Below are 24322 nucleotides of genomic sequence, written 5' to 3' on the forward strand. Positions count from 1 at the left end.
CGGCGCGTACGCGCCATGGAGCCCGGCGCGGAGTCTGGAAAGATGGGGCCGACGACGATGTCGCCCCCAGGTCAGGGACAAGCACCTCACACCCGCACATCCCGCACATCACAAGGAGCGGCCCGATGCCCATCGCAACCCCCGAGGTCTACGCCGAGATGCTGGACCGGGCGAAGGCAGGCAAGTTCGCCTACCCGGCCATCAATGTGACCTCGTCCCAGACCCTGCACGCCGCGCTGCGCGGCTTCGCGGAGGCCGAGAGCGACGGCATCATCCAGATGTCGACCGGTGGCGCCGAGTTCCTGGGCGGCCAGTACAACAAGGACATGGTGACCGGGGCGGTCGCCCTCGCCGAGTTCGCGCACATCGTCGCCGCCAAGTACGACATCACCGTCGCGCTCCACACCGACCACTGCCCCAAGGACAAGCTCGACGGTTACGTCCGTCCGCTGCTCGACATCTCCGCCGAGCGCGTGAAGGCCGGCCGCGACCCGCTCTTCCAGTCCCACATGTGGGACGGCTCCGCCGAGACGCTGGCGGACAACCTCGCCATCGGCCAGGAACTGCTGGCCCAGGCCGCCGCCGCCAAGATCATCCTTGAGGTCGAGATCACCCCGACCGGCGGCGAGGAGGACGGCGTCAGCCACGAGATCAACGACGAGCTGTACACGACCGTCGAGGACGCGCTCCGTACCGCCGAGGCGCTGGGCCTGGGCGAGAAGGGCCGCTACCTGCTGGCCGCGTCCTTCGGCAATGTGCACGGCGTCTACAAGCCGGGCAATGTCGTGCTCCGCCCCGAACTGCTCAAGGACCTCCAGGACGGGGTCGCCGCCGAGTACGGGAAGGCGGCCGGCAGCCAGCCGTTCGACTTCGTCTTCCACGGCGGCTCCGGCTCGACCGCCGAGGAGATCGCCACCGCGCTGGAGAACGGCGTCGTGAAGATGAACCTCGACACCGACACCCAGTACGCGTTCACGCGGCCCGTCGCCGACCACATGTTCCGCAACTACGACGGTGTGCTGAAGGTCGACGGCGAGGTCGGCTCGAAGAAGACGTACGACCCGCGGACCTGGGGCAAGGTGGCGGAGGCGGGCATGGCCAAGCGCGTCACGGAGGCGTGTGCGGCGCTGCGCTCCACCGGGACCAGGATCAAGTAGCCGGCCGCGGTACTCGCGGCCGCGGTACCCGTACGTACGGGCCCGGCGCCGTCCCCTTCGGACGGTGCCGGGCCCGTACGCGTACCCGTCAGCGCGTACGTGAGTTCAGGTCGCCGCACCGGCACCTGGCGGCGATGATCCCCGTATGGACCAGGACCGTGGGGACGCGGACGCCAGGGGCGCGGACCGCGAGGACATGGACCGCGGGGACGCGGACATCAGGGGCGCGGACATCGGGAACGCGGACATCAGGGGCGCGGACATCAGGCTGTCCACGGGGCGCGGCCGGTGGGTCGTTCTCACGACCGTGCTCGGTTCGAGCATGGCCATGCTCGACTCCACCGTCGTCAATGTCGCCCTGCCCCATATCGGGCGGTCCCTCGACGCGGACCTCGCCGTGCTCCAGTGGACCGTCAACGCCTACATGGTCACGCTGGCCGGGCTGATCCTGCTCGGCGGTTCGCTCGGCGACCGGTACGGGCGGCGGCGCGTCTTCGTCATCGGGGTGGTGTGGTTCGCGCTCGGCTCGCTGCTCTGCGGGATCGCGCCCGACGCGGCCATCCTGATCGCGGCGCGGGCGCTCCAGGGGGTGGGCGGTGCGCTGCTCGTGCCCGGTTCGCTCGCGATCATCCAGTCGAGCTTCCATCCGGACGACCGGGCGCGGGCCGTCGGCGTCTGGTCGGGGCTGGGCGGGGTGGGCGCGGCGGCCGGTCCTTTCCTCGGCGGGTGGCTGGTGGACGGGCCCGGCTGGCGCTGGGTGTTCCTGATCAATGTGCCGCTGGCCGCGATCTGTGTGCCGGTGGCGCTCCGGCACGTACCGGAGACCCGGGATCCGGCGGCGCACGGGCGGTTCGACGTGGCGGGGGCGGTGCTCGGCGCGGTGGCGCTGGCGCTGGTCACGTACGCGCTGATCGCCCGGGTGGTGTGGCCGGGGGTGCTCGGGGTGGTGGCCGCGGTGGCGCTCGTACGGGTGGAACGGCGCCGCCCGGAGCCGATGCTGCCGCCGTCGGTCTTCGCCTCCCGGCTCTTCACCTCGGTGAATGTGGTGACGCTCTGCGTCTACGCGGCCTTCGGCGGCTTCTTCTTCCTCGCCGCGCTCCAGCTCCAGGTGGTCGCCGGGTACTCGGCGCTGGGGGCGGGGGCGGCGCTGCTGCCGACGACGGTGCTGATGCTGCTGCTCTCCGCGCGCTCCGGCGAGCTGGCCCAGCGGATCGGGCCCCGGCTGCCGCTGACGGTGGGGCCGCTGCTCTGCGCGGCCGGGATGGTGCTGATGCTGCGGGTGGGGGAGCAGGCCCGGTATGTGGCGGATGTGCTGCCCGCGCTGGTGGTGCTGGGGCTGGGCATGGTGACGCTGGTCGCGCCGCTGACGTCGACGGTGCTCGCCTCGGTCGACATCACGCGGGCGGGGCTGGCCAGCGGCATCAACAACGCGGCGGCGCGGGCGGCGGGGCTGATCGCGGTGGCCGCGCTGCCGCTGCTGGCGGGCATGGGCCCGGAGGCGTACCGCTCGGCGACGGAGTTCGGCGCGACGTTCCGGCGGGCGCTGCCGCTGCTGGCCGGGGTGCTGGTGGCGGGCGCGGTGATCGCCTGGACGACGGTACGGGGGCCGGCGGTGGCCGGGGAGGAGGCGGCGGCGCCCGGGGCGGAAGCGGGGCCCGAGGGCGCGGCGGCCCGGGAGGAAGCGGGCGGGCAGGCCGGGCAGGTCGGGCAGGGCGCGCAGGCGGTGCCGGGGGAGCGGGCGGGGCCGGGACGGGCCGAGCCGGGACGGGCCGAGCCGGAGTGCCGGTTCAACTGCGCGCTGACGCCACCGGTGGAGGCGGATCGGCGGGGGCGGGGGCAGGGCGGAGGGCAAGGCAGACTGTAGGCATGGGTATCCACGAAAACCTCCTGGGGGGACCGCCCCCCACCGAACTCCCCGACGACCCCGAGCCGCGTGAGCTGCTCGCGAACGGTACGCCGCCCACCGATGTCGCGGCGAAGTACCCGACCTCCTCGCTCGCCTGGGCGCAGCTCGCGGACACCGCGTACGAGGGCGGGCGCGTCGTCGAGTCGTACGCGTACGCCAGGACCGGTTACCACCGGGGCCTCGACGCCCTGCGCCGCAGCGGCTGGAAGGGCCATGGCCCGGTGCCGTGGGAGCACGAGCCGAACCGCGGCTTCCTCCGCGCCCTGCACGCGCTCGCGCGCGCCGCGCAGGCGATCGGCGAGGAGGCGGAGTACGAGCGCTGCACGACCTTCCTGCGCGACTCCTCCTCGCTCGCGGCGGACACCCTCGGCTGACCCGGCCCGTTCGCGGCCCGTTCGCGGCCCTGGCACCGGGGCCCCGGTCCCGGGGCCCGGCCCCCCGAGCGTGCCCGGACCCGGCCTGGGCGCCGATGCGGACCCGGCCTGGCGCCGACCCGGTCCCGGTCCCGGCCCGGCGCCGACCCGGATCCGGCCCCGGCCCCGGCCCCCGAGTGTGATCCAGCGGACTTCTCCGTGGTGAGAGCGGGGGCGGTCCCGTGCGTACTGGTGGGTGCCGGTTCTCACAGACCGGTGTCGCCGCTCATGGCAACCTTTTCGGGGGTCTCGCCCGTCTTTCAGGTGCAGGTGTTCGTATAGGGGAGCGAATGCCGTCGTGGGCCAGGGCTCGACCAGGGAGACATCCGTTTTGGGTAAGCGCGCCGCCATCCGCCGCCGGATACGCCGCGGGGCGTTCGGCTCCGACGAGGGGTACGCCAGGTCCCCGTACGGGACCGGGCTGACCGTCCCCGGGGGCGGGCGGACCCGGGGACGCCGCCGACGGGCCATCCGGCGGCGGCTCGGCCCGCTGGGGATCGCCGGGATCGGGGTGGCCGTCCTGGTGCTGGGCGCCGTCGCCGTCACCTCCTGGCCCGGCACCTCGGCCGAGGCGGACCCGAAGGAGAGCCAGGCCCAGGGGGAGCGGGACGGCCAGGGGGTCACCGCCCAGGAGCAGGGGGAGACCGAGGTGGCTCCGCAGCCGGGTGAGCCGGACCCGTCGGGCGCGGCGGGTACGGCGGCGGGCGCGGGGGCGTCCGCCTCGCCCTCGCCGTCGAAGACACCCGCCGTGCCCGAATCCGGGCCCGGCACCTTCTCCACCGCCCGTGCGCAGGGCGACCCCGTGGGCTCCGGGCCGCTCCGCCGCTACCGCGTGCAGGTCGAGGACGGCATCGAGATATCCGCCGACGACGCCGCCGCCGAGATCGAGAAGATCCTGGCCCACCCGCGCGGCTGGGCCGCGCACGGCCGGGGAACGTTCCAGCTCGTCTCCGCCGAGTCCGACGCCGACGCCCCGGCCGACTTCGTCATCCGTATCGCCACCCCGGCCACCGCCGACAAGCTCTGCCTCGCCCAGGGGCTCGACACCCACGGCGAGCTGAACTGCGAGACCGTCGACGGCGTCGTCGTCAATCTGCGCCGCTGGGTGCAGGGCTCCCCCCAGTTCGACGGACCGCCGGCCGACTACCGCCACCTGATCATCAACCACGAGGTCGGCCATGAGATCGGGCTCAGCCAGCACCTCGGGTGCGGCGGCCCCGGCAAGCTCGCCCCGGTGATGATGCAGCAGATCAAGGGGCTCGACGGCTGCCGCTCCAACGCCTGGCCGTACGACGAGAAGGGCGCGTACGTGGACGGGCCGCCCGCCTGATCGCGGGGGCCGCGGGGGTACGGCCCAGCGGCTACGAGGGTACGGCGGGGGTGCCGGGACCGGCCTATGATGCCGACAGGGGACCGGAGCCCATGCCACAGACGGAAAGGGGCGGACCGCTACCCGGCACATGTCGAGGAGACAGTGATGTCGTACACCCCCGATGTCCCCGGAGCCGGTTCGGACGCCCCGAACCTCGACTTCGCCGGGACGACCCCGTACGAGGACTACGTCCAGGCGGATGTCCTCACCCACCTCCAGCATCCGCGCTCCGACGACCCCGGCGAGATGGTCTTCCTCGTCACCACGCAGGTCATGGAGTTGTGGTTCACCGTCATCGTCCACGAGTGGGAGACCGCCTCCCGCGCCCTGCGCGAGGACCGCGTCGACGCCGCGATCGACGCGCTGGCCCGCTCCGCCCGCGAACTGGAGGCGCTCAACGCCTCCTGGCAGCCGCTCGCCCGGCTCACCCCCGCTCAGTTCAACTCCTACCGGGGCGCGCTCGGCGAGGGCTCCGGCTTCCAGTCGGCGATGTACCGGCGCATGGAGTTCCTGCTCGGCGAGAAGTCCTCGTCCATGCTCGTCCCGCACCGGGGCGCGCCGCGCGTCCACGCCGAACTGGAGAAGGCGCTGCACCAGCCGAGCCTGTACGACGAGGTGCTGCGGCTCCTCGCCCGGCGCGGGCTGCCGGTGCCGGACGCGGTGCTCGGCCGCGATCTCGGGGCGCGGTACGAACCGGTGCCGGAGGTCGAGGAGATCTGGGCCGGGCTGTACGGCGCGCCGGGTGGCGTCCCTGGTGGCGCCCCCGACGCCGAACTCGTCCGGCTGGGCGAGGCGTTGACCGATGTCGCCGAGCTGGTCTGGCGCTGGCGCAACGACCACCTCGTGGCGACCCGGCGCGCGATGGGCGCCAAGTCGGGTACGGGCGGCTCGGCGGGCGTGGCCTGGCTGGAGAAGCGGGCCACGAAGAACGTCTTCCCCGAGCTGTGGACGGCGCGCAGCCATGTCTGATCCCCGTCCGACCGAGGCCGCCCGCGAGCATGTCCGCGAGGCCGTCCGAGAGCCCGTCCGCGAGCACGCCCGAGAGGCCGCCGCGCTCGACGCCGCCGACCCGCTCGCGCCGCTGCGCGACCTGTTCGCCCTCAACGAGGGCGTCGTCTACCTCGACGGCAACTCGCTGGGGGCGCTGCCCCGCCATGTCCCCGAGCGGCTGCGCGATGTGATGGTGCGCCAGTGGGGCGAGCTGGGCATCCGCTCCTGGACGGAGGGCGGCTGGTGGAGCGCGCCCGAGCGGATCGGCGACCGGATCGCCCCGCTGGTCGGCGCGGCGCCCGGGCAGGTGGTGGTCGGTGACTCCACCAGCGTCAATGTCTTCAAGGCGGTCGTCGCGGCGATCAGGCTGGCCGACCCGCACGGCGGTGCCGGTACGGCCCGTACGGACAGCGCCGACGGTACGGACCAGGCCGACACCACCGACCGTACGGACCAGGCCGACACCACCGACGGTACGGACCAGGCCGACGGTACGGACAGCGCCGACCGTACGGACCTGCTCGTCGACGCCACCACCTTTCCCACCGACGGCTACATCGCCCGCGAGGCCGCCCGGCTCACCGGCCGCCGCGTCGTGCCGCTCGCGCCCGCCGGGATCCCGGCCGCGCTCGGGCCGCGTACCGCCGCCGTCCTCGTCAACCACGTCGACTTCCGCACCGGGCGCCTCCACGACCTGCCGGGGATCACCGCCGCCGCGCACGCGGCCGGGGCGCTCGTGGTCTGGGACCTCTGCCACAGCGCGGGCGCGCTGCCGGTCGGGCTCGACGAGCACGGGGTGGACCTGGCGGTCGGCTGTACGTACAAGTTCCTGAACGGCGGCCCCGGTTCGCCCGCCTTCCTGTACGTCGCCGAGCGCCACCAGGCCCGCTTCGACTCCCCGCTGCCGGGGTGGAACGGCCACGCCGACCCGTTCGCGATGGCCCCCGGGTACGCGCCTGCGGAGGGCGCGGTACGGGGCCGGGTCGGCACCCCGGACATCCTCTCCCTGCTCGCCCTGGACGCGGCGCTGGATGTCTGGGAGTCCGTACGGATGGCGGAGGTACGAGCGAAGAGCCTGGCGCTGACGGACTTCTTCCTGGCGTGTGTGGCGGCGTACGCACCGCCCGGCCGGGTGAGTTCGCTGACCCCGGCCGCGCACGCGGAGCGGGGCAGCCAGGTCGCGCTGCGGTGCGCGGAGGCGCCCGCCGTGATGGCCGAGCTGATCGCCCGGGGGGTGGTCGGGGACCTGCGCAGGCCGGACGTGCTGCGCTTCGGGTTCACGCCGCTGTACGTGGGCTACGCGGACGCGGAACGGGCGGCGCGGGTCCTCGGCGAGGTGCTCCGCGACGTACCGGCGGAGGGGGCTGCCGGGGTCCGGGACCGGCGGGCGTTCTTCTTCGGTGACGGGGAGAGGGCGCGGGGCTGATAGCGTCCCCGCTGATCAGGTCAATTCGGCCCCCGTACCGAAAGGTTGGCGCAAGATGCCGGACCCCGCCGCGCACGACGCCGAGGCTCGCGACGCCGAGGCCCGTGAGGCCGCAGAGGCCGAATCGGTTCTCTCCCGACCGGCCGTCCGGCCCGATGCCACCGCCGCGTACGGCGAACACCCTGATCAGGTGATCGACTTCTACGCCCCGAGGGGTGGGCGGGAGCCGGAGCGGGGGCGGGATGCGGACCGGGAGCCGGAGCGCGTGCCGCTTGTCGTCGTGCTGCACGGCGGTGCGTGGCGGGCGCCGTACGACCGGCTTCACGTCACCCCGTTCGCGGAGTTCCTGGCGCGGCGCGGCTTCGCCGTGGCCAACGTCGAGTACCGGCGGGGGAGCGGGAGCGGTACCGGGAACGGGAGCGGTACCGGGAGCGTGAGCGGGGAGAGCGATGGGGCGAGTGTGGCGGGGCGGTGGCCCGAGACCTTCGACGACGTGGCCGCCGCGCTGGACGCGCTCCCCGGGCTCGCCGCCGCCGCGCTGCCGCAGGCCGATGTCCGGCGCACCGTCCTGACCGGCCACTCCGCCGGCGGCCATCTCGCCCTCTGGGCGGCGGCCCGGCATGTCCTGCCCGAGGGCTCCCCGTGGCGGCTGCCGGAGCCGCCGCCGCTGCGCGGGGTGGTCGCGCTGGCGCCTATCGCCGACCTCGTACGCGCCGTGGAACTCTCGGTGTGCGGCGGGGCGGTGCTCCAACTGATGGACGGCGAGGCGGAGTTCAAGCAGCGCAGGGAGAGCGCCGACCCGGCCGCGCTGCTGCCGACGGGGATCGCGACGACGGTGGTGCAGGGGCGTACGGACCGGACCGTGCCGTACGAGGTCGCCGAGGCGTATGTGGAGGCGGCGGGGCTCGCCGGGGAGCTGGTGGGGCTGACGCTGCTGGAGGATGTCGGGCACTTCCCGCTGGTGGACCCGTCGGCGGACGCGTGTGCGGTGGTGGCGGAGGAGATCGCGCAGCTCGCGTGGTGACCTCCGTACCCCTGGCACCCCTGTCCCTTGTCTCTTGTCCCCTGTCCCTTCTCCCCGATCCCCGCATCCTGCCTGATGGGGGCCGTGTAGTACCTGGGACGGACCCGGAAGGATCAGCTTCCCAGGTGACGACCGGGGCGCCGGCCCCCTCTACCGTGGAAATGTGACCGGAACCCAGCCCCCATCCTCGCCGTCGTCCTCGTCGTCCTCGTCGTCGTCCTCGTCGTCCTCGCCCCACGGGAGCGGCGCGGGGAACGGCTTCGCGAGCCTCCAGGACAACGAGCTGCGCCTGGCCAGGAGCGCGATCGACGGCATACGCCGGGATCTCTTCCACGACGCCTTCGCCTACCGGCCGCTGCCCCGGATGCGGACGGACGGCAGGTTCGTGCGCCGGCTGCCCGCGCGGATGCGGGAGTTCGCGGCCTGGCTGCCGCACGCCACGATCGTCGCGATCGCGTTCGTGATGTTCGTCTACGCCATGGCCCCGGGAGCCGGCGACATCTTCTCCCTCCTGCCGATAGTTCCGGTCCTGCTGACGCTGGCCAGGCCCATCGGCGCATGGTGGATCGCGCTCGGGATCAGCGCCGTGACCGGCGTCCTGGTCAGCCATGACTGGCCCTGGACGCCCTTCACCTTCGCCGGGTACATCATCGTGATGACGGTGGCGGCGATCCGTACCAACCCGCGTACCGCCGCCTGGATGTGGCTGGTGTCGGCCGCGTTCGCGATGTTCACGGAGCTCTTCATCGCCCCGACCTGGGGCTCCGGAGGCTCCAATTCCATCCCGATGCTCTTCTTCTCCGCGCTGGTCCTGCTGACCGTGAGCATGCGGCAGGTCCGCCGCGAGGCCAAGCAGGAGGTGGCCGCGCAGCAGACCGCCACGGCGGCCGAGCGGGGCAAGCGCACGCTGCTGGAGGAGCGCACCACGATCGCGCGCGAGCTGCACGACGTGGTGGCCCACCACATGTCGGTGGTCGCGATCCAGGCCGAGGCGGCGCCGTACCGGGTGGAGAACCCGCCGCCCGAGCTGGAGCAGGCGTTCGCCACGATCCGGGAGAACGCGGTGGCGGCCCTGACCGAGCTGCGCCGGATCCTCGGTGTCGTACGGGCGGAGGACTACGAGGCCCCCGACGCCCCGCAGCCGACCCTGGCCGAGCTCGACGGACTGATCGCCAATGTGCGAGAGGCGGGGCTCTCGGTGGAGATGACGAGGACCGGCGCGGTGCGCGAACTCCCGCAGGGGGTCGAGCTCTCCGCGTACCGCATCGTGCAGGAGGCGCTGAGCAACGCGCTGCGCCACGCGCCCGGGTCGACGGCGCGGGTGGAGGTCGCGTACGTACTGGGCGGCTTGGGTCTCCGTATCGTCAACACGGCACCACGCGGCCTGGTCAAGCCGTCGCCGGGGGCGGGGCACGGGGTCACCGGGATGCGGGAGCGGATCGCGATGCTGGACGGCGAGATGACGGCGGAAGCGACGGAGGACGGCGGGTACGAGGTGGCGGCGTTCATTCCGGTGGCCGCCGTACGGGACGGGGACGCGTGATGGCGGGTACGGGTACGGGCGGGGGCACAGGCATGGGCACGGGCATGGGCGGGAGCGGTACGGGCGGTACGGGCGGTACGGGCGCCTCCGGCGTCACGAGTGGTACGCCGGCGAGCGCGGGCCTGATCAAGGTCCTGATCGTCGACGACCAGGTGATGGTCCGCGAGGGCTTCTCGGTGCTGCTGAACGCGATGCCCGACATCGAGGTGATCGGCGAGGCGGTCAACGGCCGCCAGGCGGTGGACCAGGTCGCGGTGCTCCGCCCGGACGTCGTCCTGATGGACATCCGCATGCCGGAGCTGAACGGCATCGAGGCGACCCGCGAGATCGTCGCCGCCAACGCGGACGCGAAGGTGCTGGTCCTGACCACGTTCGACCTGGACGAGTACGTCTACCAGGCGCTGCGCGCCGGCGCCTCCGGCTTCCTCCTCAAGGACGCCTCGGCCCGCCAACTGGCCGACGGCGTACGGGTGGTCGCCTCCGGCGAGGCCCTTCTGGCCCCGACGGTCACCCGCCGCCTGATCACGGAGTTCTCCAAACTCTCCACCGCCCCGCGCGGCCCCGTGATGGCCCGCATAGGCGACCTCACGGAGCGCGAGACGGAAGTCCTCGTCCTGATCGCCCAGGGCCTCTCGAACGCCGAGATCGCCGAACACCTGGTGGTCGCGGAGTCCACGATCAAGACCCACGTGAGCCGCATCCTGGTGAAACTCGGCCTACGGGACCGCACCCAGGCGGCGGTCTTCGCGTACGAGGCACGGCTGGTGACACCGGGGTGAGGTGGGCGGGGCGGGGTGGTGGCGAGTACTCGTCATTTGATCACCCGGGAGGGTGATCCGATCGGGAAGGACCGTTTCGGCTGATCAGGGGCAGGTCATGCTGGTGCCCGCCTGACAGGAGGTGCACCATGACAGTTATGGCAGAGCGTGCGGTTCAGCAGCAGATGTCCGTCGAGGAGTTCGAAAGGCTTGCCAAGCTCGTCGAGCGGGAGTCCGACACCGTCAGGTTGGAGTTCATCAACGGACGGATCGGAATCAAGGGCATGACGGACGGCGATCACGCCGAGATCATCCGCTGGCTGGGGAGGCGCTGTGCGCAGGTTCGGCCGGACCTGTGGCTGTATGCGGGGGGCGAGATCGGACTTCGGATCCCGGCATACCGCCATGGGCGAGCCAAGCCTGACGCGGTTCTCGCCCCCGACGATACGTTCGTGGGGCAGGGGGACTGGGCGGATCCCGCGCAGGTGCTGATGGTGGTCGAGGTGACGTCGTACGACTCGGACGCCCACCGGCGGGACCGTAAGGAGAAGCCCGCCGCCTACGCTGCCGCCGGGATTCCGGTCTACTTGCTGGTCGACCGCGACCACTGCACGGTGACCGTCCACAGCGAACCGGCGGCGGAAGGCTACGGCTACCGCCAAGTGGCGGACTTCGGCAAGAAGATCTTGATCCCCGATCCCGTCTCCATCGAGATCGACACCGAGAAGCTGACGCGCTACCTCCGCTGAGCTTCGCCCGGCATGGACCGGCCCGCCTTATCCCCGGCCTGTGGATGAGGTGGGCCTTCTTGCCCGGCCCGGCCTCAGCTCGCCACCACGTCCCGCCTCCGCAGCCCCGCCAGCCCCGCCGCCGCCAGGGCGCCCGCCACCGCCGTCAGCCAGAGCACCGGCGGCCAGGTCATCGGCTCGCCCGGGAGGCGGGGGAGGTGGGTGAAGGGGGAGAGGTCCAGGACGGGGTCGGGGAGGTCGAGGGCGGGGCCGAGCCAGCCGAGGGCCAGGGTCAGGGCGGTGGCCGCCCAGGCGGCGGGGGTGGCGGCCGGGAGGGTGCCGTACAGGGCCGCGGCCAGGGCGCCCAGCAGCCAGATCGCGGGGAGCTGGACGAGCGTGGCGCCCAGGATGCCGGTCAGGTCGTGGCCGTACCCCAGGTAGAGGCCCGCGCCGCCGAGGAGCATGACGACGGCCGTACCGGCGAAGGCGATCAGGAGGTGGCCGGCGGCCCAGCGGACGCGGCCGACCGCGCCCGCGAGGACCGGTTCGGCGCGGCCCGCCGTCTCCTCCGCGTCGAGCCGGAGCACCGCCCCGACCACGTACACCACCGCGACCATCCCCAGCAGGCTGACCATCGTGGCCAGGAACGCGTCCGTCAGCCCCTGCGCGCCGCCCATCCGCTCGATGATCTCGCGGGTCCGCGCGTTGTCGCCGACCAGGTCCGCGGCGCCCTGGGTGATCCCGCCGAACAGCACCCCGCTGACCAGGAACCCCGCCCCCCAGCCGAAGAGCGTCCCGCGCTGGAGCCGCCAGGCAAGACCGCCCGCCGTGGCGAGCCGCCCCGCCGCCGGGCCCGGCCGCGCGGGGAGGAAGCTCATGCCGAGGTCGCGCCGGCCGGCCAGGACGTACGCGAGGAGCGCCTGTACGGCTGCGGCGGCGAGCAGGGGCGTCAGCATCCACCAGCGTTCGTCCGCGAACGGCCGTACGTGTTCCACCCAGCCCAGGGGGGATGCCCAGGTCAGGGGCGAGGAGCCGTCGGAAGTGGCCGCGTCTCCCGCCGCCTTCAGGACGAACGCGGCGCCTACCACCGCGCCCGCCAGCCCCTTCGCCAGCCGCGCGTTCTCGGTGAGCTGGGCGGTGATCGCCGCGGTGGCCGCGAAGAGCAGCCCGGCCGCGCCGACCGCGAGCCCCAGCGCCGCCGCCCCGGCCGGGTCACCGGTGGCCCCGGCGAGCCCGCCCGCGATCACCAGTGCCAGCGCGGCCTGCGCGATGACCGCCGTGAGCAGCGCGGCGGTCAGCGGCGCCGCCCGCCCGACCATCGCGGCGGAGAGCATCTCCTGGCGCCCGCTCTCCTCTTCCTCCCGGGTGTGCCGTACGACGAGGGTCAGGCCGAGCACCCCGGCGAGCGCGGTGCCGAACGCCCCGATCCGGATGGTGGTCAGCCCGCCGACCGAGTCGCTGAAGACGGGGCCGTACAGCGCGCGCAGGGAGCTGTTGGCGGAGAGGGAGTGGGCGAGGGCGGCGCGCTCGGCGGCGGTGGACGCGAGGGAGTCGAGGGAGCGGGCCACGGAGGTGAAGGACCCGCCCAGGAGCACCACCCAGAGGGGGAGCATGACGCGGTCGCGGCGGAGGGCGAGGCGGAGGAGGGTGGCGGTTCCGGCCAGGGGGGATGCGGAGGTGCTGGGGCGTTGGCCGCGTTGGGAGCGTTGGGAGCGGGGGAGGCGTACGGGGGGTGTGCCTGTGGTCGTCATGACGTCACCAGCTCGCCGGTCTCGCCGGGGCCGGTGGCTTCGCCGGGTCCGCCCCGGGCCCCGCCCGCCCCATCGGCCCCGCCCGCCCCGTCGGCCGCGTAATGGCGGAGGAACAGTTCCTCCAGCGTCGGCGGTGTGCTGGTCAGTGAGCGGATCCCGGCCCCGGAGAGCGCCCTGAGCACGCCGTCCAGGCGGTCGGTGTCCACCTGGAGCCGTACGCGTACGGTCTCCGTCCCCCGCGTTCCTGTTCCTTGTGCCCCTCTCGCATCCGTCACGTCCAGCCCGTGCACCCCCGGCAGCCCTTCCAGCCCCGCCACCGGTCCCGCCAGCTCCGCGCTCACGCTGGTACGGGTGAGATGGCGCAGCTCGGCCAGGGAGCCCGACTCGACGGTCACGCCCTTCCGGATGATGGAGACCCGGTCGCAGAGCGCCTCGACCTCGCTCAGGACATGGCTGGAGAGAAGCACCGTCCTGCCGCGCTCGCGCTCCTCCGCGACACAGCTCTGGAAGACCTCCTCCATGAGCGGGTCGAGCCCGGAGGTCGGTTCGTCCAGGATCAGCAGGTCGACGTCGGAGGCGAACGCGGCGACCAGGGCGACCTTCTGCCGGTTGCCCTTGGAGTACGTACGCCCCTTCTTCGTCGGGTCGAGTTCGAACCGCTCGACCAGCTCGTCCCGCCGGGTCCGGTCCATGGGGCCGCGCAGCCGTCCGTACAGGTCGATCACCTCGCCCCCGGAGAGGTTGCGCCACAGGGTCACGTCACCGGGCACGTACGCCACCCGCCGGTGGAGGGCGACGGCGTCCCGCCACGGGTCACGGCCGAGGAGCCGCGCGGCGCCGGAGTCGGCGCGGAGCAGCCCGAGCAGGACCCGGATCGTGGTGGACTTCCCGGCTCCGTTGGGGCCGAGGAAGCCGTGGACCTCGCCGGTCTCGACGGTGAGATCGAGGCCGTCCAGCGCATGTGTCCGGCCGAACGACTTGCACAGTCCGGCCACACTGATTGCCTTCGTCATGTTTTTGAAAGTACGCTACTTTCACAAACTTGTGAAGTTAAGGAAGTGTCAAAAGCTCTGGGTTAAGATCGGAGACATGGACCCCCAGGACCCCCAGGACATGACCCCTCAGGAGAACTCGCAAGGAAGCTCGCAGGAGAGCTCACCGGAGAGCTCGCAGGGCGCGAAGCCCCTGCCGACGGCGGAGTCGTCGCCACGGCAGGAGGCCGTCGGGCGTTTCGTCGAGCGGTTCGCGGCCGAGATGACCGAGGCCGGTATGCAGCGGATGGCGTCCCGGGTCTTCGCCGCCCTGCTCTCCTCGGAGGACGCGTCGCTCACCTCGGCGGAGCTGAGCACGCGGCTCGGCATCAGCCCCGCCGCCGTATCGGGCGCGGTCCGGTACCTCACCCAGGTCGGCCTGGTCACCCGCGAACGCGACCCGGGGACCCGGCGGGACCGCTACCGGGTGCTGGAGAAGGTCTGGTACGCGACGTTCTCGCAGCGCAACACCGTGCTGGTGCGCTGGGAGCAGGTGCTGCGCGAGGGCGCGGACTCGCTGGGGCGGGAGACCCCGGCGGGGGCGCGGCTCGCGGAGACGGTCGAGTTCTTCGAGTTCATGCAGGAGGAGCTGATGAAGATGATGGAGCGGTGGAGAGTGTTGCAGCAGGAGCGGCAGCAGGAGCAGGAGCAGGAGCAGGAGCGGCAGCGGGAGCGCCTGGCGGGGAAGTGACGGGGTACGGGGAGCGATGGGGGTACGGAGCGGAGTTACCGGGTGGGGTTACGGGGTGGAGTTACGGGGTGGGGTTACGGGGTGGCATCCGCTCCGTACCTCATGCGGGGCCGTCCGAGGCGGGGCCGTCCGAGGCGGGGCCGGTGGACCCGGTGGGACCGCCTGTTCCGGGCCGCTGTCGGGCCGGGTCGGTGGCGTTCGGGGCCAGCATCTCCAGGTAGGCGCGGATCTCGGGGTCGTTCGGGTTGATCTCCTCGTACGGGTGCCGGGGCCAGAGCGCCGTCTCCCCGATCCAGGGCACCACCGCCGGTGACGGGTCCAGCCACCCGCGCAGCTCCGCCTCTCCCGTGGCGGCCGGCATGCCGAGCCAGGGGGCGCGGGCGGTGCCGGTCGGGAGGACGGAGAGCAGCGCCTCCGGTTCGTCGCCGTCCCCGCCGTACGCCGGGAAGAGGACCAGGACGGGCCCGGCGCCGTACGGGTCGTTCAGCAGCACGTACCGCTTGGGCACCGGCACCGGGGCGAGCGCCGCCCGTACGAGCGTGTGCACCGTGGGCACCCCGCGCCACACCAGCCGCCCCAGCGCCACCAGCCCCGCCGCCGTACAGGCGCCGCCGATCAGCAGGTTCATCCAGGGCATGGTGTCCTCGGGGAAGAGCCACCAGAGCGCCCCGATGACCGCCGCCCCGCCGAAGCTCTGGAGCACGGCGGAGACCGCGCCCACCTCGCGCAGCGTCCGCACCCGCCACCAGGGCACCGCGCGGATGTCGAGGTCGGGCCGGAACGGGCCGAACGGGCGGAAGCGCCGGGGGTCCGGACGGGAGATGTGCGCGTCGTGCGCCTCGGCGGCGAGGACGGCGTAGGTGAAGGTGACGGGGGTGTCGGGGGCGACCGGTGTGATGGGCACGGCGGGCGCGTCCGGGGTGGGCGGCAGGGGCGAAGGGGCCGGTGCCGGGCGGTCGGTGGGCTTGGCGAGGCTGACGGCCGGGCGCGGGGGCAGCCCGGAGGGCGCCGGGGCGGCCGGGGCGACCGGGGCGCCTGTGCCCACCGGGGCGGCCGGGGCGGCCGGGGTCCCGGCGGAGAGCCCCGGCGGCAGCCCCGGGGCACCGCCCGCCCCCGTGACCCCGCCGCCACGCCGGCGGCGACGGAGCGGGGCGAGGACGGCGAGCAGCCCCGAGCCGGTCACCGTCCCCGAGCCGGTAGCCGTCCCCGAGCCGGCGCCCGTGCCGGCCCCCGCGGCCCCCGCGACCTCCGTGACCGACGCCTGGGACTGCGCTTGCGGCTGGGACTGTGACTGGGACTGGGACTGGAGCTGAAGCCGAGTCTGCTGGGCCTGGGCCTGGGCTTGAGGCTGGGGGTGGGCCTGAGGCTGGGGCTGGCGCGGAACGGGCCGTTCCAGCAGCCCCTGGGCCTCCGCCACCCGTACGCACCGCTGCCGCGCCCGTTCGCCCCGTACCGCCCGGGTCCAGACCAGCTCCGCACCGCCCGGCGGCGCGATCACCCCGCCCTTACGAGGGTCCCCGCACCACCACAGGACCCCGGCGGGGCCCGGGGCCACGAGCTCGTAGCGCTGCTGTACGGCGACGACGGCCAGCGGCCAGAGCTCACCCGTGACCGGGTCGCGCAGCACCATCCGTCCCGGGCGCATCCCGGGCCCCATGGCACCCGAGGTCGCGGCGCACGCCGTCCACGGGCGGCGGGAGAGCCGGTGCGCCATCCGGCGCGCGAGCCGGCGCGCGCCGAGGCCGAGCCCGGTCAGGAAGAGGGCCAGCCCGCTCACGGCGGGCAGCATCTCCTCCGGCCACGTCAGCCCGTGGTCCCGGCCCACCAGGGTGATGACCACGGCGCCGGCCAGCAGCGCCGGGCCGATCCGCGCCCAGGTGCCGGCGCGCGCCCGGTAGCGGGTGAGGGCCTCCGCCGTGTCGGGGAGGTCGAGTGCGACGGCCACCCTGCTCTCGCCTCCAGCCTCCCCACCCCGGTCCGTTCCCTCCGCCGCCGCCCCGTCATGCGTGCCGCGCTCGTGCTCCGTACCGTGCTCGTGCTCCGTGCCGTGCATGTGCTCCGTGCCCCCCGGCATTGATCGGACGCTGAGGGTAACCGCAGCGCTGACCAGGGAAAAGCCCGAACCCCCGAACTCGGCCCCCCGGAACCCGACCTCGGAGGGGGCGATTCAGCCGCCGGGCCGCCCACCGAGGGGCCCGCTGTCGGCCTCGCCATGGGACCCGTCATGGGGCCCGCCATGGGACCCGCCGCCCGTGCCGACGGGCAAGGTCAGCCCCCACGCGCCGGGGCGGAGTGTCCAGGTCCGGGTGCGGACCGGGCCCGCGACCCGGGCGTCGGCGCGGTAGCGGAAGTCCGCGCCGGAGACGGTGACGGAGAGGGCGCTGGCGGTACGCGGTTCGGGCGCGCCCTGTGTCCGGATCTCGACCTGCGCCCGCCCGCCGCGCGACCGTACGGTCACCGCCTCGACCGGTTCGTCCAGGTCGCTCAGGACGACGCCGTCCGCCTCCACCCGGAGCCGGTGGATGCCCGTGGGACCGGCGCCGGTGCCGGGGGCGGGGCGTACGAGCGTACGGACGAAGGAGCGGCACGTATGCCAGACGGAGGCGACCCCGGCCCCGCTCCCGGTCCCGTACCCGGCGCCGCTCGCCCCCGTACCACTCCCGTACCCGTACCCGTGCCCGTACTCGTACCCGCTCTCCACGCCCTCCGCGTCCTCCGCGTCCCCCGAGACGCCCATGCCCCCCTCACCTCCCATCCGCCCTATCCGCCCCATGCGTCCCTTCGCCTTCCCGCACTCCTTGTGGCCCGGGATGTGCAGGTGTCCCAGCACCACCCCGTCGCTGTCGTCGACCAGCAGGTCGAGCCGGCGCACGACGCCGTCCAGGACCGCCCGCGCCGCCGCCACCGCGCCGGTGGGCACGCCGAGCGAGCGCGCCAGCTCGACCGAGGGGCCGACCGGCACCAGGGAGAGCGCGCCGGCGGTCAGCTCGCGCTCGCGGTGCAGGAGCGAGACCATCCGCAGCAGCGCACGGTCGTCGCCCACCAGCACCGGACGCCGGCTGCCGCGCCGGGAGAGGGCCCGAGCCAGTTCCTCGGGCCCTTCCGGGAAGCAGATCTTCACCGCGGCGCCGCCGCTCAGCACGTCTCTCGCGATCCGCACCGATTCGCCGTCGATCCGGCCGGAGACCGGGTCGATCACCACCAGAAGCTGCTGCGCGCCGTTCTCGGCGGGCTCCGGAGCCGACACCTCGGTCCTTCCTCGGGTAGCATCTTTGTGCAAGAGCCCCTTGCGCTATTGCGCCAGGGGCTTCGTCTATTCCGGGGCATCCGGTTCGACGGTCAGGTCCGTGCCGTAACTCTGCTGCACTCAGCCGTAACACGCCGTACGTACGGAGGGCGTTTGCGCGCCCCCTGACCTTGGACATGCCCCGCCCGGAAGGGGTGTACGCCTGTGCCCGCACTTGTGCTGCTCGGTGCTCAGTGGGGTGACGAAGGCAAGGGAAAGGCCACCGACCTGCTCGGTGGTTCCGTGGACTATGTCGTGCGCTATCAGGGCGGCAACAACGCCGGCCACACGGTCGTCGTGGGCGACCAGAAGTACGCACTGCATCTCCTCCCTTCCGGAATCCTCTCCCCGGGGTGCACCCCGGTGATCGGCAACGGAGTGGTGGTCGACCCGGCGGTCCTGTTCTCCGAGCTGAACGGACTCGACGAGCGCGGTGTTGACACGTCCAAACTGCTGGTCAGCGGCAACGCGCACCTGATCACGCCGTACAACGTGACCGTCGACAAGGTGACGGAACGGTTCCTCGGGAAGCGGAAGATCGGCACGACCGGGCGCGGTATCGGACCGACGTACGCCGACAAGATCAACCGAACCGGAATCCGGGTCCAGGACCTGTACGACGAGTCGATCCTGGCGCAGAAGGTCGACGCGGCGCTGGAGTCGAAGAACCAGCTCCTGGCGAAGGTCTTCAACCGGCGCGCCATAGAGGCCGACAAGATCGTAGAGGAACTGCTCACTTACGCGGACCGCCTGAAGCCGTACGTAGCCGACACGACCCTGATCCTGAACAACGCGATCGACGAGGGCAAGGTCGTCCTCTTCGAGGGCGGCCAGGGCACGCTGCTCGACGTCGACCACGGCACGTACCCCTTCGTCACCTCGTCCAACCCGACGGCGGGCGGCGCCTGCACCGGCTCCGGTGTCGGCCCGACGAAGATCAACCGCGTCATCGGCATCCTCAAGGCGTACACGACGCGGGTGGGCGCGGGCCCCTTCCCCACGGAGCTCTTCGACGAGGACGGCGAGGCGCTGCGCACCATCGGCGGCGAGCGCGGCGTCACGACGGGCCGGGACCGCCGCTGCGGCTGGTTCGACGCGGTGATCGCCCGGTACGCGACCCGGGTCAACGGCCTGACGGACTTCTTCCTCACCAAGCTGGATGTCCTGACGGGCTGGGAGCGGATCCCGGTGTGCGTGGCGTACGAGATCGACGGCAAGCGCGTCGAGGAACTCCCGTACAGCCAGACCGACTTCCACCACGCGAAGCCGATCTACGAGTACCTCCCCGGCTGGTCGGAGGACATCACGAAGGCCCAGACCTTCACCGACCTCCCGAAGAACGCGCAGGCGTACGTGAAGACCCTGGAGGAGCTGTCGGGCGCCCCGATCTCCGCGATCGGCGTGGGCCCGGGCCGCACGGAGACGATCGAGATCAACTCCTTCCTGTAGCCCGCCAGCCCGCACCCAGGCGGCACGGCACCGCTTTGCCCGCCCACTCCATCCCGCTCCACCCCGCCCCGCCCCGGCCGACCCCGGCCCGGCAGCCGGACTACGGCCGCCGGGGCGGGGCGGTTCATTGGGGGCTGAGCGATTTCGTGGTGCTCGGCGCCGCGCTGGGAGGCGGGTTCGGGCTGCTGGAGTCCGTACTCCGATTCGGCGTGTCCTGCTCGCCGCGGAACGGGCCGACGGTGACAGCGTGGCCGCTTGTCCCGTGCGTGCTGAAGCTTCCCGCGTTGCTGCTCCTCGGCGTCGGTTCGTTCACCACTCTGCTGCCGGGCTTCAGGACCGCTCGGTGAACTGTTGGCGGTCCACCGCTTCAGAATATGGCGCGGCAAGAGAATCTTGCCGCCCAGATCTATCGGAATCTTTCGGCTCTGGGGACGTACTCGCTGGCCTTCGTATTCGACCTTCAGAGGCTTCTGGACTCCTCGTCCCGCCGGGGAAGCTGAGCGGAAGATTTCAGGTCCAGTGAGACGGTCGTGACGCTGTGGGGGTTGCGGTGCGACCGCGCGGACCCTCGTCGTCGGTCGGCTCCGTCGCCAGCAGCCAGGCGAGGGCCGCGTACGCGGCGAGCGCGGAGGCGACGACGAGGACGGTGCGTACGGCGCGGGTCACGTCACCGGGGCGCATGTGCCCGCCCTCGCCGGACAGGGCGTGCTATCCGGTCCGGCTTGCGGCGGCGCCGTAACCACCGGGGCTTTCTGTGGCGGCGTCTGCCGGTGCGGGGCGGCGGGGGTGGCGGGTGGTGGGCGGGGGCGCATACGGGGAGCACCGTGAGCGTGTACCGCTCGGCGCGGTCGGCCACGCTGAGGGTGACCGCCTCACCGGCGAGGAGCCGATTCCGCGCCTTCTGCTGCGTGTGGATATCGGCGCACCAGGAACGGAGTTCCGCCGGGGCGTCGTCGGAGCCGGAGGGGCACCCGTCGGGTCGGAACGCCTCGGGGACGAGCACGTCGGGTCCGAACGCCTCGGGTCCGAACGCCTCGGGTCCGAACACGTCGGGTCCGAACGCCTCGGGGACGAGCGCCCCCGGAGGCGCCCACGGGGACGACGGGTCGGGGTCGAGCCCGTCGGCGATACGCCGGGCCTGGCACCGCAGGAACGCGAGGGCCAGATCCGGCGAGATCGTCTGGCGCGCGCCGAGGAGAACACGTACCCGGGTGCCGCGTACGGGCCCCTCGCCGATCACCGTCACGTTGTACACGCGCCTGTTCACCGCCGCCCCCCGCCGCCCCGCTTGGCCTGGCGGTGCAGTTGAGCGAGGGCACGGAGCTGGGTCCGCTCCCGCTCGGTCGCCGGCCGCACCGAGAACCGGGGCGCTTCCCAGGTGTGGCCCGAGGGGCGGACCAGGAGGACCATCACCCCCGCGAAGGACCGGATGAAGCCGGGCATGTCCGTCCTGCGGTCGAACACGGCCATCCCGACCCGGAGTTCTTGCCCGGGGACGGGGATGGGGACGGGGACGGGGCCGGGGCCAGGGACAGGGACAGGGACGGGGGCGGTCCTGGGGCCCGGTCCGGTGCCGATGCCGGGGACGGGGTTCGGTCCGGGGCCGGTGCTGGTGCCGGGGTTTGGTCCGGTGCCGGGTCCGATGCTGGCGCCGGGCGGGTTCACCGGCAGAGGCCGCGCGGGGAAGCGGCGTTCGCCACGCCCGCCGCGTGCGCCCCGCGCGCCGGGCGTCATACAGCCTCTCCCGCGCTGCGGTGCGGGTGCGCCGCGATCTGCCGAGCGCACTCCGCCGCAGTGACCGCACCGATCCCCCGGGAGGCGTTGTCCCGGCGCCTCTCCCACCAGGCGCACAGGTCGCACCCGGGGCTGGGGCTGGGAACGGTCGCTTCCGGTCCGGCGGTCGCTGTCGCCGGGGGCGACATCGGGGGCATGTCCATGCGCCTACTCCTTTGGGTCTCGCCCTCGTTGCGGGGAGCTCAACAACCGTGACCCGCAGTCATGAAAGACGCAATAGAATCTGGGCTGAACCACCCATCGCGCGAAAAATGGCACATGCCGAGACCAACGCATCGACGGTGCGACAGACGGTTGCCGTGTCACCCCGCGCACATCACCATGAGAGACAGGCAGTTACGCCGGGAAGGCAGGCGCATGGCGCAACAGCACAGGCCGACAGCACGTCGCATCGCACTCGGCCATGAACTACGCGAACTGCGCAAGCAGGCAGGGCTCAGCCTCCTGGAGGCCGCGCACGGACTGTCGTTCAGCGACACGAAGCTGCAACGGGTTGAGACCGGCCTCCAGGACCTGCGCAGCGCCGGGGACTTGCGCAAGCTCCTGTCCCGGTACGGCGTCACCGACGAGGACGAAGTCGAACGGCTGGTGGCGACTCAGCGGGATGCCGCCAGTCAGGAGTGGTGGACGCCTGACGCCACAAGCTTGAAGCCGGGGATGCCCCGGTTCCTCGGCATCGAGGCAGCGGCTCAGGAAATCCGGGCTTACAACCCGACTCTCATCCTGGGGCTGTTGCAGACCGAGGCGTATGCCCGTACGCGGCACGACAGCGCCAAATCCATTGACGAGACGACGACCGAGTTCGTGGATCAGAGCGTACGGGTGAGGATGAAGCGGAAGGAGGCCCTGACCCGAGATGATGCCTCCCTCAGGCTCTGGGCCATCCTCTACGAGCCGTCCCTCCGGCACATCGTCGGCAACGCAGACCTGATGCGCGAGCAGTACGACGAGATCGCCGAACTGGCGGCGCTGGACAATGTGACCGTGCAGGTACTGCCCCAGGCGATGCGCGGGTATCTGTTCGCGCACAACTTCAGCATCATGATCCTGGGGGGTGCCATGCCGACAACGATCCAGGTGGATACCGCGTTCGGCACCTCGTCGATCAGCGACAAGCACCGGGAAGTCGGGCGTTTCTCCCGGCAGTTCGAGGCGCTGTCGAGGTCGGCTCTGCCTCCCGAGGACACACCGAAGATCATGTCCCAACTATCACGAGAGATCACGGAATGACCACCAACGCCCGTACTCTGACGTCCCAAGTCCTCACCGATGCCGATTGGTTCAAGTCCTCCTACAGCGATAACGGCACCAACTGCGTTGAGATCGCCGACAACTTCCCCGGAATCGTCCCGGTCCGGGACAGCAAGAACCCGCACGGCCCCGCACTCGTTTTCCCGGCGGACAACTGGGCTTCCTTCGTCTCCTCCGTCAAGGGAGAGGCCTCAGAATGAGGACCCTGCCCACCGCAGTGACGGCACCGGACCTGGCTGGCGCCAACTGGTTCACGTCCTCGTACAGCCACAACGGGGGCGAGTGCGTGGAGGCGGCTATCAATCTTCCCGGCGCTGTGCCGATCCGGGACACCAAGAATGTCGACGGTCCCGTGCTCATGTTCCTACCGGCGGCGTGGACATCGTTTGTGCACGGAGTCCGGCAGGGCGACTTCCGTACCGTCTGACCAGCGGTACGCGCCCCGTCACTCCTCCTCCATAAGGGCAGGGGTGACGGGGCGCGCCTCCTGCGGAGAACGGCCACCCGACGCGCTGCGTCACGCGACCAGTCGGGCCTGGTCAGGTCGATCGGGCGCGTAGTGGCACCAACTACCGAGAGGGGTTCGCGTAATGAACGCTCACCTTGCCAGGGCCATGGCCCGAGACCTGGCTGGCGCCGACTGGTTCACGTCTTCGTACAGCAACAACGGGGGCGACTGTGTCGAGGTCGCCGCCAACCTTGTCGTCCCGCAGGGCGTGGTGCCGGTCCGGGACAGTAAGGCGCCCCAGGGGCCGGCGTTGGCCTTCGGGGTCGGTGCGTTCGCCGCGTTCGTCGGAGCTGTCCGGGAGAGCCGGTTCGACGCCTAGCGAGAGCCGGAAGCGCCCCGTCGCTCCCTCCCCCCCGGAGGCCGGAGTGGCGGGGCGTGCACATGTACGCGGCCTGCCGCCACCCCGGCGCCTGCCTGTGCGAGGTGGTGGACCACTGGGTTCCGATCAGGGGGAACGGTGAGCACGTACCACTACGTCCACTACGTCTTCGTCCGGTGCTGGCACTCTGTTGGGAGGGTGGTCGCGGATATCTCCGCCGCATGCGGGGCGCAGGGCTCCCTGCGTGCGCGGTAGGGGGGCTGAGTATGGGGGGCGACGGGTTCGCGTACTGGTACCAGGGGGTGTGGGATCCGGTACGGATGGATTTCCTGGTCCGGGATCTCGACGCGGCGGGGGTGTGGCTCCGTAATCCGTCCACGGGGCTGATCTCGTCCATCACCAACGGTCCTGACTCCTGGGGGGAGCAGGTGACGGTTTCGCGGGATGAACTGATCGAGGTTGCCGGTCTGAGGGCCACCGGCGAGGTCAACTTTCAGTTCTGGTTGGACGGGGACACCGATGTCTTCACCCGCGTTCGTCGTCTGCCTGGCGGTGGGGCGGTGATCGAATTCGGGCTGGACGGGATGGTGGAGGCGGAGCGGGAACATGTGATTCGGGCGGTGGACGCGGCGATGCGGAGGTTCCCAGGGGAGTGCCTGGGGCTCGTTGTCGACCGGACCGGGGCGACGGAAGAGGAGGATTGGGACAGGATCGTCCTCGACCCGTCCACCCGCTTCGAGGCGCGGCCGCGTGTACGGGTTTGGCGCCGGGAGGCCGGATCAGGGGCGGGGTGAGCACGTACCACTACGTCCAGTACGTTCACTACGTCCACCACGTCCACTACATCCACGACGTCTTCGTCCGGTGCGGGCGTCCCCCGTCGGAGGGTGGGCGCGGATATCTCTGCTGAGTCTGGGAGGGGCGA

Annotated in this window: 25 protein-coding genes; 18 read left to right on the forward strand and 7 right to left on the reverse strand. The window is 72.3% G+C overall.

Annotated features, from left to right (window positions below):
* The first annotated feature begins 125 nt into the window (after positions 1-125).
* The 10 genes from fbaA to AB0O07_RS26085 all read left to right on the forward strand — a co-directional run bounded on the left by fbaA (position 126) and on the right by AB0O07_RS26085 (position 11338).
* Positions 126-1157, forward strand: coding sequence for a class II fructose-bisphosphate aldolase (fbaA, locus tag AB0O07_RS26040; RefSeq protein ID WP_365637411.1), 1032 nt, complete (start codon positions 126-128; stop codon positions 1155-1157).
* Positions 1158-1302: 145 nt separating this feature from the next.
* Positions 1303-3021, forward strand: a complete 1719-nt coding sequence (locus AB0O07_RS26045) for an MFS transporter (protein WP_365637413.1) — start codon at positions 1303-1305, stop codon at positions 3019-3021.
* 2 nt (positions 3022-3023) lie between these two features.
* Entirely contained in the window at positions 3024-3437 is a 414-nt protein-coding gene (locus AB0O07_RS26050) for a DUF3151 domain-containing protein (protein WP_365637416.1), read from the forward strand.
* 370 nt (positions 3438-3807) lie between these two features.
* Positions 3808-4806 (forward strand): DUF3152 domain-containing protein, encoded by a 999-nt coding sequence (locus AB0O07_RS26055; protein ID WP_365637419.1) that lies wholly within the window; start codon positions 3808-3810, stop codon positions 4804-4806.
* Between the two features lie 147 nt (positions 4807-4953).
* Positions 4954-5817 (forward strand): tryptophan 2,3-dioxygenase family protein, encoded by an 864-nt coding sequence (locus AB0O07_RS26060; protein ID WP_365637422.1) that lies wholly within the window; start codon positions 4954-4956, stop codon positions 5815-5817.
* On the forward strand, positions 5810-7264 hold the full coding sequence (locus AB0O07_RS26065; RefSeq protein ID WP_365637425.1) for an aminotransferase class V-fold PLP-dependent enzyme: 1455 nt from the start codon (positions 5810-5812) through the stop codon (positions 7262-7264). The genes AB0O07_RS26060 and AB0O07_RS26065 overlap by 8 nt, the downstream gene beginning before the upstream one ends.
* Before the next feature lie 55 nt (positions 7265-7319).
* On the forward strand, positions 7320-8288 hold the full coding sequence (locus AB0O07_RS26070) for an alpha/beta hydrolase (RefSeq protein ID WP_365637427.1): 969 nt from the start codon (positions 7320-7322) through the stop codon (positions 8286-8288).
* A gap of 283 nt (positions 8289-8571) precedes the next feature.
* A complete protein-coding gene (locus tag AB0O07_RS26075) occupies positions 8572-9831 on the forward strand; it encodes a histidine kinase (protein WP_365637826.1) in 1260 nt (419 codons plus the stop codon).
* A 44-nt stretch (positions 9832-9875) separates the two neighbouring features.
* Entirely contained in the window at positions 9876-10610 is a 735-nt protein-coding gene (locus AB0O07_RS26080; protein ID WP_365637827.1) for a response regulator transcription factor, read from the forward strand.
* 128 nt (positions 10611-10738) lie between these two features.
* Positions 10739-11338 (forward strand): Uma2 family endonuclease, encoded by a 600-nt coding sequence (locus tag AB0O07_RS26085; RefSeq protein ID WP_365637430.1) that lies wholly within the window; start codon positions 10739-10741, stop codon positions 11336-11338.
* Positions 11339-11412: 74 nt separating this feature from the next.
* Here AB0O07_RS26085 and AB0O07_RS26090 read toward each other — a convergent pair whose 3' ends face one another.
* Positions 11413-12930 carry an ABC transporter permease gene (locus AB0O07_RS26090; protein ID WP_365637830.1) on the reverse strand — a complete coding sequence of 506 codons (1518 nt, stop codon included), beginning with the start codon at positions 12928-12930 and terminating at the stop codon, positions 11413-11415.
* A 134-nt stretch (positions 12931-13064) separates the two neighbouring features.
* Complete coding sequence (locus AB0O07_RS26095) at positions 13065-14081, reverse strand: ABC transporter ATP-binding protein (RefSeq protein ID WP_365637433.1); 1017 nt, start codon at positions 14079-14081, stop codon at positions 13065-13067.
* Between the two features lie 241 nt (positions 14082-14322).
* Here AB0O07_RS26095 and AB0O07_RS26100 point away from each other — a divergent pair, with 241 nt between their 5' ends.
* Positions 14323-14790, forward strand: coding sequence for a MarR family transcriptional regulator (locus AB0O07_RS26100; RefSeq protein WP_365637832.1), 468 nt, complete (start codon positions 14323-14325; stop codon positions 14788-14790).
* Positions 14791-14890: 100 nt separating this feature from the next.
* Here the strand turns inward: AB0O07_RS26100 and AB0O07_RS26105 are convergent, their stop codons facing one another.
* Entirely contained in the window at positions 14891-16864 is a 1974-nt protein-coding gene (locus AB0O07_RS26105) for a hypothetical protein (RefSeq protein WP_365637435.1), read from the reverse strand.
* 93 nt (positions 16865-16957) lie between these two features.
* The gene (locus AB0O07_RS26110; protein WP_365637437.1) at positions 16958-18037 is read right to left on the reverse strand and encodes a diacylglycerol kinase; all 1080 of its coding nucleotides are present in this window, start codon (positions 18035-18037) and stop codon (positions 16958-16960) included.
* A gap of 204 nt (positions 18038-18241) precedes the next feature.
* Between AB0O07_RS26110 and AB0O07_RS26115 the strand changes: the two genes are divergently transcribed.
* Entirely contained in the window at positions 18242-19525 is a 1284-nt protein-coding gene (locus AB0O07_RS26115) for an adenylosuccinate synthase (protein ID WP_365637440.1), read from the forward strand.
* Positions 19526-19560: 35 nt separating this feature from the next.
* On the forward strand, positions 19561-19872 hold the full coding sequence (locus tag AB0O07_RS26120; protein WP_365637443.1) for a hypothetical protein: 312 nt from the start codon (positions 19561-19563) through the stop codon (positions 19870-19872).
* Positions 19873-20035: 163 nt separating this feature from the next.
* On the opposite strand, the gene AB0O07_RS26125 is transcribed toward AB0O07_RS26120, so the two are convergent.
* Genes AB0O07_RS26125 through AB0O07_RS26135 form a run of 3 tightly spaced genes read right to left on the reverse strand, consistent with a single transcriptional unit; the run spans position 20036 to position 20995 of the window.
* Positions 20036-20206 (reverse strand): hypothetical protein, encoded by a 171-nt coding sequence (locus AB0O07_RS26125; protein WP_365637445.1) that lies wholly within the window; start codon positions 20204-20206, stop codon positions 20036-20038.
* Positions 20193-20792 (reverse strand): hypothetical protein, encoded by a 600-nt coding sequence (locus tag AB0O07_RS26130; RefSeq protein ID WP_365637446.1) that lies wholly within the window; start codon positions 20790-20792, stop codon positions 20193-20195. Before AB0O07_RS26130 ends, AB0O07_RS26125 begins: the two co-directional genes overlap by 14 nt.
* Entirely contained in the window at positions 20789-20995 is a 207-nt protein-coding gene (locus AB0O07_RS26135; RefSeq protein ID WP_365637448.1) for a hypothetical protein, read from the reverse strand. The genes AB0O07_RS26130 and AB0O07_RS26135 overlap by 4 nt, the downstream gene beginning before the upstream one ends.
* A gap of 681 nt (positions 20996-21676) precedes the next feature.
* On the opposite strand from AB0O07_RS26135, the gene AB0O07_RS26140 reads away from it, so the two are divergent.
* From AB0O07_RS26140 to AB0O07_RS26160, 5 genes are all read left to right on the forward strand, one after another.
* Positions 21677-22549: a helix-turn-helix transcriptional regulator gene (locus AB0O07_RS26140; protein ID WP_365637450.1), complete on the forward strand. Its 873-nt coding sequence runs from the start codon at positions 21677-21679 to the stop codon at positions 22547-22549.
* Entirely contained in the window at positions 22546-22770 is a 225-nt protein-coding gene (locus AB0O07_RS26145; RefSeq protein WP_365637451.1) for a DUF397 domain-containing protein, read from the forward strand. Before AB0O07_RS26140 ends, AB0O07_RS26145 begins: the two co-directional genes overlap by 4 nt.
* Positions 22767-22997, forward strand: a complete 231-nt coding sequence (locus AB0O07_RS26150; RefSeq protein WP_365637453.1) for a DUF397 domain-containing protein — start codon at positions 22767-22769, stop codon at positions 22995-22997. Before AB0O07_RS26145 ends, AB0O07_RS26150 begins: the two co-directional genes overlap by 4 nt.
* A gap of 163 nt (positions 22998-23160) precedes the next feature.
* Positions 23161-23397, forward strand: coding sequence for a DUF397 domain-containing protein (locus AB0O07_RS26155; protein ID WP_365637455.1), 237 nt, complete (start codon positions 23161-23163; stop codon positions 23395-23397).
* Between the two features lie 266 nt (positions 23398-23663).
* Complete coding sequence (locus AB0O07_RS26160) at positions 23664-24191, forward strand: hypothetical protein (RefSeq protein WP_365637457.1); 528 nt, start codon at positions 23664-23666, stop codon at positions 24189-24191.
* Positions 24192-24322: the final 131 nt, after the last annotated feature.

It is taken from the genome of Streptomyces sp. NPDC093085, assembly GCF_040683935.1.
Lineage (GTDB): Bacteria > Actinomycetota > Actinomycetes > Streptomycetales > Streptomycetaceae > Streptomyces.